Origin of the sequence: Dactylosporangium sp. CA-139066, assembly GCF_050936175.1 — a bacterium.
Lineage (GTDB): Bacteria > Actinomycetota > Actinomycetes > Mycobacteriales > Micromonosporaceae > Dactylosporangium.
Map to the genome: position 1 here is coordinate 800,639 of NZ_JBNJNH010000002.1, position 12,477 is coordinate 813,115.

Here is a 12,477-nt window from a genome sequence, read left to right on the forward strand (position 1 = left end):
GTGCAAAGGCCACAAAGGCCGCGTCTCGAAAAACTCGGCATTGCGCAGTTGGCGGGCCCGGTGGTTAGTTAAGCCCCATAACTAACGAGGGTGGCCGCCATCCGCCCGAAACGTTAGATCCCCGCGCGACAAAGGGCTCGGCGCCCCGAGTCCAGCGGCTGCTCATCGCAAGCGCGGTCGGCGCGCGTCTTGCCTGGCTGGAACCCCATCAGCTCAGGAAGGACACCGCACATGGCACCATCCCCGCGCCGGTGGCGGCGGCTGCTCACCGCAGCCGCCCTGGCCGCCGGCGGCACCGTCGTGGCGGCCGTGGCCCACGCCCCGGCTGCCGCCGCGATTCCCCTCCCGGCCAGCGACTATCAGCACGTCCAGCTGGCCCTCGGTAGCGCCGAGCTCGGCGAGCCGATGTCCCTGGCCGTCATGCCCGACCGCACGGTGATCCACACCGCCCGTGACGGCACAGTCCGCGTCACCGACGCCGCGGGCAACACCAAGGTCGCCGCCAAGCTCAGCGTGTACACCCACGACGAGGAAGGCCTGCAGGGCGTCGCCGTCGACCCCGGCTTCGCCACCAACCGGTGGGTCTGGCTGTACTACTCCCCGACCCTGTCCACGCCGTCCGGCGACGCACCCGCCACGGGCACGGCCACCGACTTCAACGCGTGGAAGGGCCACCTCAACCTGTCCCGGTTCACGATGAAGGCCGACAACACGCTGGACCTGACCAGCGAGAAGGTCGTCATGACGGTCGACAACGACCGCGGCCTGTGCTGCCACGTCGGCGGCGACATCGACTTCGACGCGCAGGGCAACCTGTACCTCACCACCGGCGACGACACCAACCCCTTCGAGTCGGCGTCGTACGCGCCGATCGACGAGCGGACCAACCGCAACCCGCAGTACGACGCGCAGCGCTCGGCGGCCAACTCCAACGACCTGCGCGGCAAGCTGCTGCGGATCCACCCGAACACCGACGGGACGTACTCCATCCCGGCCGGCAACATGTTCGCCCCGGGCACCGCGAAGACCCGCCCGGAGATCTACGCGATGGGCTTCCGCAACCCGTTCCGGATGAGCGTCGACAAGCCGACCGGCGTCGTCTACCTCGGCGACTACGGCCCCGACGCCGGCACCACCGACCCGAACCGCGGCCCCAACGGCCAGGTCGAGTTCGACCGGGTCACCGGGCCGGGCTTCTTCGGCTGGCCCTACTGCACCGGCACCAACACGACGTCGGAGACCTACAACGAGTGGGACTTCGCCGCCAACGTCACCGGCCCGAAGTACAACTGCGCGGGCGGCCCGACGAACAACTCGTTCCGTAACACGGGCCTGACGACCCTGCCGGCCGCCAAGCCCAGCTGGATCCGCTACGGCGGCGACGCCGGCACCCCGCCGGAGTTCGGCACGGGCTCCGAGTCGCCGATGGGCGGCCCGGTGTACCGCTACAACGCCTCGCTCAACTCGGCGGTGAAGTTCCCCCAGTCGCTGGACGGCAACTTCTTCGCCGGCGAGTACGGGCGTAAGTGGATCAAGCCGGTCAAGATCAACGCCGACGGCTCGCCCGGCGAGATCTCGACCTTCCCGTGGGCCGGCACGCAGGTCATGGACATGGCGTTCGGGCCCGACGGCGCGCTCTACGTGCTCGACTACGGCACCGGGTCGAACAACCAGGCGCTGTACCGCGTCGAGTACATCGGCGGCGGCAACCGCGCCCCGATCGCGAAGCTCACCGCGGACAAGACCTCCGGGCCGAACCCGCTCACGGTGAACTTCTCCTCGGCGGGCAGCTCCGACCCCGAGGGCGGCGCGCTGACGTACGCCTGGGACTTCGACGGCAACGGTACGACCGACTCGACCGCGGCCAACCCGTCGTTCACCTACACCACGAACGGCACGAAGACCCCGACGCTGACGGTGAAGGACCCGCAGGGCCTCACCGGCACCGCGAGCACGGTCATCACGGTGGGCAACACGGCGCCGACGGTGAAGCTCACGCTGCCGGCCAACGGCCAGCTGTTCAGCTTCGGCGACACGGTGCCGTTCAACGTGACGGTGACCGACCCCGAGGACGGCACGATCGACTGCTCGAAGGTGACGGTCACGTACTTCCTCGGCCACGACCAGCACTCGCACCAGATCACGTCGAAGACGGGCTGCACCGGCTCCATCACGGTGCCGGTCGACGGTGAGCACGACGCCGCGGCGAACATCTTCGGCATCTTCGACGCCTCCTACACGGACAAGGGCGGGCTGACCGGCCACGGCATCAACACGCTGCAGCCGCGCCACCGCCAGGGCGAGCACTTCGCCGCCCAGAACGGCGGCATCCAGATCGCCAGCCACGCCACGGCCGAGGGCGGCTCGACGGTCGGCTTCATCGACAACAACGACTGGGTGTCGTTCTCGCCGTACCTGCTCAACAACGCCACGCAGTTCACCGCCCGGGTCTCCTCGGCCGGGGCCGGCGGCACCATCGAGGTCCGCGCCGGTTCGGCGACGGGCACGCTGCTCGGCACCGCCACGGTGACCCCGACCGGCAGCTGGGACACGTTCACCAACGTCACGGCGAACATCTCCGGCGCGCCGAGCACGGCCACCACGCTGTACCTCGTGTTCAAGGGCGGCGCGGGCAACCTGTTCGACCTCGACGCCTTCACGTTCACGACCGGCACGTCCAGCACGCCGGTGGTGAGCCTGAAGTCGCTGACGAACAACCTGTACGTGTCCGCGCCGAACGCGACGACCGCGCTGATCGCCAACTCCTCGACGATCGGCACGGCGCAGCAGTTCGACATGATCGACCTCGGCGGCGGCAAGATCGCGCTGCGGGCGAGGTCGAACAGCCAGTACGTCTGCGCCGAGAACGCGGGCGCCAACCCGCTGCTGGCCAACCGTGCGACGGCCGGATCGTGGGAGACGTTCAACCTGATCCGCAACTCGGACGGCAGCGAGAGCCTGCAGGCCACGGTGAACAACATGTACGTCACCGCGGAGAACAACGGGGCGGGCTCGCTCATCGCCAACCGAACCGCGATCGGGCCGTGGGAGAAGTTCGATCTCGTTGGAGCGTGAGAGTCCCTAGTAGAACGTAACACTGTAGGTTGACAGTTCTCGTTTGAACATGAGTGGATGTGTTGGTCCGTGGGGGTGCTTGCGCGCCCCCACGGATCGGCCGCGGTCCGCCACCGCGGTCGAGGCATGCCTCGAGGAGTCCTCTCATGCAGCTATCCGAAGGTAGGCCCAAGCTCTTCAAAAGCATTGGGCTGGCGCTTGTGCCCCTCATCGCCACCGCCGGCGTGCTGGTCGCCTCCGCACAGCCGGCCAGCGCCTGGACCCCCAAGACCCCGCCCATGACCACGCCGTGGACCAACTCGGTGTCCACGACCAACCCGCTGCCCGAGTACCCGCGCCCGCAGATGACCCGGGCCGACTGGGCCAACCTCAACGGGATCTGGGACTTCGCCGTCACCGGCAGCGGCCAGACGACGCCGCCGGGCACCTTCGGCGAGCAGATCCGGGTGCCGTTCCCGGTCGAGTCGGCGCTCTCCGGCATCCAGCGGAAGATCACCGAGAACGACCGGATGTGGTACCGCCGGACGTTTACGATCCCCGCAAGCTGGAGCGGCCGCCGCGTCCAGCTGAACTTCGGCGCCGTGGACTTCCAGACCACGGTGAGGGTCAACGGCACGCAGGCCGGCGCGGTGCACAGCGGCGGCTACGACGCCTTCACCTATGACATCACCGCGCTGCTCAACGGCGGGACCAACACGATCGTCGTGGGCGTGTACGACCCGACGGACGCGGGCAGCCAGGCCGTGGGCAAGCAGCGGCGCAACGACGTGCTGCCGCACGCCGGCGGCGGGATCTTCTACACCGGCGCCTCCGGCATCTGGCAGACGGTGTGGCTGGAGCCGACGCCGACGGCCCGCATCACCCGCGTCGACCTGGTGCCGAACCTGTCCAACAACACCCTCTCGGTCACCGCCCAGGCCGCGGGGCTGTCAGGGCAGACGGTGACCGCCACGGTCTCGGCCGGCGGCGCGACGGTCGGCTCGGCGAGCGGCAGCGCCGGCACGGCGTTCTCCGTCTCCGTGCCCAACGCGCACCGCTGGACGCCGGACGACCCGTTCCTCTACGACGTGAAGGTCGAGCTGCGCAGCGGCACGACGGTGGTGGACTCCGTCGGCAGCTACGCCGGCATGCGCTCGATCTCCGTCGGCTCGGTCAACGGCAAGCTGCGCATCCTGCTCAACGGGCAGTTCGTGTTCCAGACCGGCACCCTGGACCAGGGCTACTGGCCCGACGGCATCTACACCGCGCCGACCGACGCGGCGCTGCGCTCCGACCTGCAGGCGCACAAGAACCTGGGCTTCAACATGGTGCGCAAGCACATCAAGGTGGAGCCGCAGCGCTGGTTCTACGCCGCCGACCAGCTCGGCCTCCTGGTGTGGCAGGACATGCCGGCCATGCCGACCGGCAAGACGCCGGACACCGCGGCCCGCACGCAGTGGGAGGCGGAGTTCCACCGGATCATCGACCAGCACCGCAGCTCGCCGGCCCTGGTCATGTGGGTCGACGAGAATGAGGGCTGGGGGCAGTACGACCAGGCCCGCATCGCGAACGACGTGCAGGCCTACGACCCGTCACGGCTGGTCGACAACATGAGCGGCGTGAACTGCTGCGGCTCGGTCGACGGCGGCAACGGCTCGGTGCTCGACAACCACATCTACGTCGGGCCCGGGGCCACCCGCCCGTCGGGCACGCGCGCCGCGGTCCTGGGCGAGTTCGGCGGCCTGGGCCTGCGGGCGTCGGGCCACGAGTGGTCGCCGGGCAACGGGTTCTCCTACGAGGACCAGGCGAGCGCGGCGCGGCTCAACGACCGGCTCAACGGGCTCTACGAGCAGCTGCGCACCGGCGGGCTGCCGCAGGGGCTCTCCGCTTCGGTGTACACCGAGATCACCGACGTGGAGAACGAGAGCAACGGCCTGCTCACGTACGACCGGCAGGTGACCAAGGTCGACGCGGCCCGGCTGCGGGCGAGCAACCAGGCGCTCATCGCCGCATCGTCGAACCCGGTGGCTCCGGCGACGCTGCAGACCGGCGTGTACAAGTCGCTGCGGGCGACGACGGCGTGCTGCACCAACCGGTACGTGCGCCACCAGAACAGCCTCGGCTACACCGAGGTCGTCGACGCCAGCAGCAGCGCGCTGCTGAAGCAGGACGCGACGTGGCGGGTCGTGCCCGGCCTGGCCGACTCGTCCTGCTACTCGTTCGAGTCGCGCAACTACCCCGGGCAGTACCTGCGCCACCAGGCGTTCCGGGTGCGCAAGGACGCCAACGACAACTCGGCGCTGTTCAAGGCCGACGCGACGTGGTGCGCGCAGCAGGCCGCGGGCGGGGTGCGCCTGACCGCCTGGAACTTCCCGGGTCAGTACCTGCGCCACTACAACGCCGAGCTGTGGCTGGCCACGCCCGGCGGCCCCAACCCGTATGACGGCGCCGGCCTGTTCGTCGAGGACACGACCTGGTCCGTCGACGCCCCCTGGGCGCCATAGAGCACGGTTACGAAACCGGCCCCTCGCGTTGGCGGGGGGGCCGGCGTCCGCGATGGCAAGAACGCACCGGGTTTTTGGTGCGAGCAACGCGAGCATGGGGGGTCCGGGGTGGGAACCCCCGGCGCGCCCGAGCGGAGCGGTTATGCCCTCATCACCGTGGCGATCGGGATCCGGGCGGCGCGCATCGCGGGGATCGATCCGCCGAGGAGGCCGGCGATCAGGCCCGCGATCACGCCGGCGACGCCGGCCTGCCACGGGAATCCCATGTCGTGCAGCTGCGGGACGCGGTCGCTCAGGATGCGGATGCCGACGTTCATGGCCGCGGCGGCCACGCCGATCGCGGCGGCCGCGGTCAGCAGGCCCGTGAGCAGGGTCTCGGCCAGCACGATGCCGGCCAGCAGGACGCGCGGGGTGCCGACCGCGCGGCGCAGCGCGAACTCCTCGACCCGCTCGCCGACCGTGGCCAGGCCGACGTTGAGGATGCCGGCCACGCCGATGAGCAGGACCAGGCCGGCCATGCCCAGGAAGATGTACCGCAGGATCGCCAGCTCCTGCTCGATGCTCTTGCGGGCGTTGACGACCTCGACGTGCAGGGCCTCGCGCGGCACGCCGGCGGCCACGAGCTTGCGGGTGAGCAGGCTCTCCGTCTCGCCCGCGGCCGGCGACAGCAGCACCTGCAGCGGCGGGCCGCTGCTGATGAACATCGGCTTGCCCGCCGGGCCGTCGGTCGCGGCCTGCGCGGTGCCGTTGTCGGCCGGGGCCGTCCAGTTGTCGATCTCGTCGGCGCGGGCGTAGGCCATCGGCTGCATGTCGTTGCCGTCGTCGACGACGCCGACGATGCGCGGGGTCGGGTTGGCGTTCGCGCCGTCGAGGCGCATCTCGGCCGGGATGCGATAGCGCTCGAAGCCGATCGCCGCGGCCTTGTTGATGACGATGCGCGGCGAGTACGACGGCAGGCCCGAGAAGTCCAGCCAGGAGCCGGCGACCATGCGGTACGGCCGGAACTGGCGGACGTCGTTGATCATCGCGACCATCTGCACCTCGACGGCCGCGCCGGGCGGCGCCTCGGCGCCGTCGTCGACCGGGACGGGCCGGCAGTTGTTCCCGGTGTCGTCGCACTGCATCTCGTACTTGGCGTTGGGGCCGTACCCGCCGTACATCTCGGGGTGGTCCAGCGGCGAGCCGCCGGGGTTGATCGGCTTGACCTTCGGCTCGCCGATGATCGCCTGCAGCGAGTACATCGCGGCGGCGCCCGGCTGGCCCTTGAGGGTGTCGCGGGTGACGCTGATCGCGTCGCCGATCGGCGGGATGTACATCTGGTGTGTGCCGTCCTTGCCCATGTGCAGCTCGATGTCGGCCAGCTGCAGGGTGCGGGCGGTCTCGGCGCCGGCCTGGACGGTGACGACCGCCAGCACGCCCAGGAACAGCGAGATCATCGACAGGAACGTGCGCATCTTGCGGGCCCGGATGCCCTGCAGGCCGATGATGAGCGCCGAGCGGAACCGGCCGGAGAGCCTGATCATGCCGGCACCCGCTCGACCTGGTGCAGCACACCGTCGGCCAGGCGCAGGACCCGGCTCATCTTGGCCGCGTGGGCGTGGTCGTGGGTGACCAGGATCAGGCCGCAGCCGCGGTCGGTGGCGGCCCGCATCACCTCGATGACGAGGTTGCCGGTCTCGGTGTCCAGCGCGCCGGTCGGCTCGTCGGCCAGCAGCAGCCGCGGGCGGCGCACGAGCGCCCGGGCGATCGCGACCCGCTGCTGCTCGCCGCCGGAGAGGCGGGCCGGGCGGTGCTTGGCCAGGTGGGCGATGCCGACCTGGTCCAGCGCCTCGAGCGTGCGGGCGCGCCGCTTGCGCCGCGGCAGCCAGCCCTGGCCGTTGACCAGCGCCATGGCCACGTTCTGGGCGGCGGTGAGGTGCTTGAGCAGGAAGAAGCGCTGGAAGACGAAGCCGAACTCGGCGCTGCGCAGCGCGGCGGCGCGCCGCTCGGAGATGCGGGACAGGTCGCGGCCGCCCATGAAGTACATCCCGGAGTCGGGCCGGTCGAACAGGCCGATGAGGCTCAGCAGCGTGCTCTTGCCCGAGCCGGAGCGGCCCAGGATCGCGACGCTGTCGCCCTCGCCGACGGTGAGGTCGACGCCGTCGAGGATGACCCGCGGCTCCTGCTGGCCCTTGAGGGTCTTGGTGATCCCGGCCAGCTCGATGATCGGCGTCACGTGGGCTTCACCTGGCCGTCGCCGCCGCCCTTCGCGGCCGGGATGTTGGGTCCGGGCACGGAGACCGTCTCGTTCTCGGTCAGGCCGGACTTGATCTCGATGACCTTGCCGTCGGTGAGCCCCAGCGTCACCTCGCGGATCTCCCGGCTCTGGTCGGCCTTGACGACCTCGACCTGGCCCTTGCCCTGCGAGCCGGCGACCGCCTCGATGGGCAGCACCAGCACGCCGGTCACCTTCGCGGTGATCACCTCGACGGTCGCGGCGGCGCCGTTGATGAGCTTGACGTCGGCCGCGCCGGCGCAGACCAGGCGCATGCCGGTCGACTCCGACGGCTGCTGGGCCTGGCCCTTGGTGGGCTGCGGGGCGGGCGCGGTCGCGCTCGGGTTGACCGCCGGGGCCGGCGGCTCCGGGATCGTGCCGGCCGGCAGCGCGGCGAGCGTGCCGAGCACGTTGCACGGGAAGGGCCCGGGGCCGCTCTTGATCTGCGCCGTGACCGACTGCAGCGAGTCGGAGACCTGGTAGGCCTTGGCGCCGTCGATGTCGGCGACGATGCCGTAGCCGGCGTACCGCGCCGACACGATCGGCATGCCGGCCGTCACCTTCGAGCGGTCGTCGACGAGACGTCCGGCGAACACCGAACCGGCCGGCACCTCGATCGCGGTCGCCTTGCCGTTGACCCAGATGTTGGCGACCTTCGTCGGCTTCGTCGGCGTGCCGTTGGGCGCCTTCACATCGAGGTAGCGCACCTCGCCGTCGATCGGCGCGACGAGGCCGAACGTGGGGCCGAGCTCGACCTTGCCGCTGAGGCTGACGCGGTTGGTCAGGTCCTGACGGGTCGGCTTGGCAGTCGTCACCGCCGTGCCGCGATCGGCCATGCCCGGCGGCGCCTGCTGCGACGCGGCGGACGGGGTACAGCCGGCAGCGAGCGCGAGCACGGCGAGGAACGGCAGGAATCTTCGCACCGGGCAACTCCCTACGCAGGTTTTCGCGGTCCGATCGAAGTTCGCCAAAGGGTAGCCGCCGGTCGGCATCGCGGCTGCCCCGTAACGGGGTGAGAGCGGAAAAACCACCCACCGTGCCGGGCCCGGACGCAGAGCGGCCCCGCACCTCGAATAGACGAGGGCGGGGCCGCTGGTGGTTGTCAGACTCAGACGCGGTACGTGTAGGTGGCGCCCGCCGACGTGGCGCTGACGCCGTTCGGGGTCGTCACCTGCAGGGTCACCGCGCCGGCCGGGTGCGGCGGCAGGACGACGCGCAGCTTCGTGTCGGAGACCTTGGTGAAGGTGAGCGAGACGCCACCCACCGTCACCTTCGTCGCGCCGCCGATGCCCGTCCCGGTCAGCTCCACCGTCGTGGCCGCCTTGGCGCCGCCCGCGCTCGGGCTCAGCGAGGTCACCGCCGGCGCGGCCGCGTAGACGAACGGCAGCGCGGTCGCCTCGTACGAGCCGCCGGCGTTGGTGAACCTCAGCGTGACCTTCCCGGCCGGGTGGGCCGGCATGGTGAGCGTGACCTGGGTTTCGGACTGGCGCGTGAACGGCACGTTGACCCCGCTCGCGGTCACCGACTTGAGGGTGCCGAAGCCGGTACCCGTGACCACGACCGTCGTCGTCGCGCCGGTCGGGCCGCCGCCGACGCTGAGCTTCGTCACGGTCGGGGCGGGCGGCGCGACCAGGGTGAGGCGGCCGGCCGCGGTGACGGCGCTGGTGCCGTACGGGGTGGTGACGGTGACGTCGTACCCGCCGGCGGCCAGGCCGGTCGGCACCGTGAACGTCACCGACGTCGGCGAGAGGACCTTGACGCCGGTGGCCGCGGCGGAGCCGAGCTTCACCGCGGTCGCCTCGGACAGGTCGGTGCCGGTGACGGTGAGCGTCGCGCCGCCGAGCGTCGAGGTCGCCGCCGCGCTGAGCTTCGTCACGGCCGGGGCCGCCGGCACGTACGTGAAGCGGTCGGCGGCGCCGGCCGCGCTGACCCCGCCGGCGCTCGTCACGGTCACGTCGACGACGCCCTTGACGTGCGCGGGCGCGGTCGCCACCAGCGTCGTGACGCCGCCCGTCTCGGTCTTGCTGAACGTGGCCGGGGTGTCGCCGAAGCGCACGGCCGTGGCCCCGGACAGGTTGGCGCCGGCGATCGTGACCTTGGTGCCGCCGCTCACCGGCCCCTTGGCCACCGAGAGCGAGGTGACGCTCGGCGCGGCCACCCCGGTCGCCGTCGTGCTCAGCCCGTTCACCGTGAACGCCGCCTGGACGTCGGTGGTGACGAACGACCACGACAGGTGCGCGTCGCCGGAGGCGCCCCAGCCGGTGCCCCACTGGTTGCGGATCCAGATACCGTCGGCGTCGTAGGCGTACGCCGTGATCATGTGCCCGCCGAGGCTGCTGCCGGTCAGGGTGGTGTACAACTTGTTGCTGTTCAGGTACATGAAGTCCCGGAACACCGGGATGCCGATCGCGACCGGCGAGCCACCGGCGATGGCGGTCTTGATCGCCGACTTGGCCTTGTCGCCCTGGTTCTGCCCGACCCACAGCGTCTGCCAGCCGGAGAGCTTGTACTTCGCCGCGTTCGCGATCTCGGCGGCGGTCGGCGGCTGCTGGTAGTTGAGCGTGCCCTGGATGTAGTCGTCCTGCGTGTCGACGCCGTTGGCGGTCGCCTCGGTCAGCGCCTGGTCGGGGTACAGGTCCTGGTTGGGCGCGCCACCCTTGGCGACGGAGCGCATGTACAGGTACAGGGGCGCGTAGGGTGCGCCGGCGTTGCCGTCACGCTTGGCGTAGTACCCCATGATCGTGTGCGCGATGGTCCAGGCGACGCAGGACGAGATCTGCCCCTGGTCTCCGACCGGCGGCAGGTTGCTGATCAGGGTGGCGCTGTCGGGCAGCACGTCCAGGGACCGCATCATCGGCCCGCTCGACGCGTTCACGCGGGTGGTCGGGGCCTCGAACCCGCCGACCGCGTGCGGCAGGGAGGTTGTGGCGGCGGCGGCCGGGTCGGTCGCGGCCAGGGTGCCACCGGCGGCCAAGGCCAGGCCCAGGGCTGTTCTCAGAAGGCGCATCCATGCTCCTCGGGTGGGGGACCGGGTACCGCGCCATCGGCCCCCGCCGCCCGCCCCTGAGGCCCCGGCCCGGATCCGAGCCGACCGGATGACACCCTCCGTGGTTTTCGGCAACCCGTCGAATTCACCCCGCGGCGCTCGTCGCATGTTTGTGACGAACTCCGCCCGCAGCTCGTACTGTGTCGGCTGATGTCGACGCCCGCCGTCCTGGCCCTCTTCGCGATGGGCGCCTTCCATGGCCTGAACCCCGGCATGGGCTGGCTCTTCGCGGTGGCGATCGGCTTCCAGGAGCGCAGCCGGCTCGCGATGCTGCGCGCCCTGGCCCCGATCGCCGCCGGCCACGCCGCGTCGATCTTCGTCATCGCCGGCCTGGTCGCCGCCCTGCAGTCGGTCATCGCAACCCGTGCCGTGGCCATCGGCGGCGGCGCGGTCCTGGTCGCTTTCGGCCTGTGGCACGCCTTGTCGCAGCGCCACTTCCACGGCGCCGGCCTGCGCCTCACGCCGCTGCAGCTGACGGGCTGGTCGTTCCTGATGTCGAGCATTCACGGCGCGGGCCTGATGCTGGTCCCGATCCTGGTCGCCGGCGCCGCCGCCCCCGGGCCGCACGCCCACCACGCCGCGGCCACCCCGCTGTGGGGCGGCTTCCTGGCCACCGCCGTGCACACCGCCGCCATGGTGACCGTGGCCGGCGGCGTGGCACTGCTCGTGTACCAGGCCGTGGGCCTGCGCATTCTCCGCTCGAACTGGGTCAACCTGGACCGGGTTTGGGCATTCGCACTGGTCGGCGCCGGCATCGCCACGGTGGCAGCAGCCGTCTGACCCTTCGCCAACCTCGGCCGTACGTTCGGTTCGGTCCCTCAGGTGCGCAAGGTCCGTCCCTCGGGTGCGCGGGTCAGCCTGGGTCGGCGCCGGGCCGCGTTCGGGAAACGCCCCGGCGCGCCTGCCCCGTTCGGCGCTGCCCGTGTTGGGGTCAGCGCCCTGGTACGCGCGTCAGGCCGGACTCGTAGGCGATCACCACCAGCTGGGCCCGATCGTGCGCGCCGAGCTTCGTCATGGCCCGGTTCACGTGGGTCTTCGCGGTGTGCGGGCTGACCACGAGATGCGCCGCGATCTCGTCGTTGGACATACCGGTCGCCACGAGCCCCACGACCTCCCGCTCGCGTTCGGTGAGCAGCGTCGCCCGCGCGGCGTCGGCCGGCGTCCGCGCGACCGGCTCGGCGAGAAACCGCGCGATCAGGCTCCGCGTCGCCGCGGGCGAGAGCAGGGCATCGCCCCGGTGCACCGTACGGATGGCGGCCAGCAGCTCGTCCGGCTCCGCGCTCTTGCCCAGGAACCCGCCGGCACCCGCACGCAGGGCCTGAAAGACGTACTCGTCGACCTCGAACGTCGTCAGTATCAGCACCCGCACCCCGGCCAGGTCGGGATCGCCGGTGATGAGCCGCGTCGCCGCGAGCCCGTCGAGGTCGGGCATGCGAATGTCCATGAGCACCACATCGGCCCGCGCCGAGCGCGCCAGCTCGACCGCCTGCCGGCCGGTGGAGGCCTCCGCCACGACCGCGATGTCCTCGGCCGCCTCGACGAACACCCGGAACCCACTGCGGATCAGCGGCTGATCGTCGGCCAGCACCACCCGGATCACCTCACGCCCACCCACCCCG

Annotated in this window: 8 protein-coding genes; 3 read left to right on the forward strand and 5 right to left on the reverse strand. The window is 71.2% G+C overall.

All coding sequences use genetic code 11. The features are described from left to right. The first annotated feature begins 231 nt into the window (after positions 1 to 231). Together ACQEVU_RS48425 and ACQEVU_RS48430 are read left to right on the forward strand one after the other, a co-directional pair. Positions 232 to 3,075, forward strand: coding sequence for a PQQ-dependent sugar dehydrogenase (locus ACQEVU_RS48425; RefSeq protein WP_433336838.1), 2,844 nt, complete (start codon positions 232 to 234; stop codon positions 3,073 to 3,075). 200 nt (positions 3,076 to 3,275) lie between these two features. After that, entirely contained in the window at positions 3,276 to 5,558 is a 2,283-nt protein-coding gene (locus tag ACQEVU_RS48430; protein ID WP_433336840.1) for an AbfB domain-containing protein, read from the forward strand. 140 nt (positions 5,559 to 5,698) lie between these two features. Here ACQEVU_RS48430 and ACQEVU_RS48435 read toward each other — a convergent pair whose 3' ends face one another. The 4 genes from ACQEVU_RS48435 to ACQEVU_RS48450 form a co-directional block, all read right to left on the reverse strand. Further along, positions 5,699 to 7,081, reverse strand: coding sequence for an ABC transporter permease (locus ACQEVU_RS48435; protein ID WP_433336842.1), 1,383 nt, complete (start codon positions 7,079 to 7,081; stop codon positions 5,699 to 5,701). Further along, positions 7,078 to 7,773: an ABC transporter ATP-binding protein gene (locus ACQEVU_RS48440; RefSeq protein ID WP_433336844.1), complete on the reverse strand. Its 696-nt coding sequence runs from the start codon at positions 7,771 to 7,773 to the stop codon at positions 7,078 to 7,080. Before ACQEVU_RS48440 ends, ACQEVU_RS48435 begins: the two co-directional genes overlap by 4 nt. Continuing rightward, positions 7,770 to 8,735: an efflux RND transporter periplasmic adaptor subunit gene (locus ACQEVU_RS48445; RefSeq protein ID WP_433336846.1), complete on the reverse strand. Its 966-nt coding sequence runs from the start codon at positions 8,733 to 8,735 to the stop codon at positions 7,770 to 7,772. The genes ACQEVU_RS48440 and ACQEVU_RS48445 overlap by 4 nt, the downstream gene beginning before the upstream one ends. Before the next feature lie 185 nt (positions 8,736 to 8,920). Beyond that, positions 8,921 to 10,819, reverse strand: coding sequence for an IPT/TIG domain-containing protein (locus ACQEVU_RS48450; RefSeq protein WP_433336848.1), 1,899 nt, complete (start codon positions 10,817 to 10,819; stop codon positions 8,921 to 8,923). Positions 10,820 to 11,008: 189 nt separating this feature from the next. Between ACQEVU_RS48450 and ACQEVU_RS48455 the strand changes: the two genes are divergently transcribed. Beyond that, complete coding sequence (locus tag ACQEVU_RS48455; RefSeq protein WP_433336850.1) at positions 11,009 to 11,638, forward strand: hypothetical protein; 630 nt, start codon at positions 11,009 to 11,011, stop codon at positions 11,636 to 11,638. Positions 11,639 to 11,789: 151 nt separating this feature from the next. Here ACQEVU_RS48455 and ACQEVU_RS48460 read toward each other — a convergent pair whose 3' ends face one another. After that, positions 11,790 to 12,458: a response regulator transcription factor gene (locus tag ACQEVU_RS48460; RefSeq protein WP_433339704.1), complete on the reverse strand. Its 669-nt coding sequence runs from the start codon at positions 12,456 to 12,458 to the stop codon at positions 11,790 to 11,792. Positions 12,459 to 12,477: the final 19 nt, after the last annotated feature.

Excerpts from the sequence above, each read along its gene's own strand:
- ACQEVU_RS48425 (WP_433336838.1), top strand. The coding sequence starts at position 232 with ATGGCACCATCCCCGCGCCGGTGGCGGCGGCTGCTCACCGCAGCCGCC.
- ACQEVU_RS48435 (WP_433336842.1), bottom strand. The coding sequence starts at position 7,081 with ATGATCAGGCTCTCCGGCCGGTTCCGCTCGGCGCTCATCATCGGCCTG.
- ACQEVU_RS48450 (WP_433336848.1), bottom strand. The coding sequence starts at position 10,819 with ATGCGCCTTCTGAGAACAGCCCTGGGCCTGGCCTTGGCCGCCGGTGGC.
- ACQEVU_RS48455 (WP_433336850.1), top strand. The coding sequence starts at position 11,009 with ATGTCGACGCCCGCCGTCCTGGCCCTCTTCGCGATGGGCGCCTTCCAT.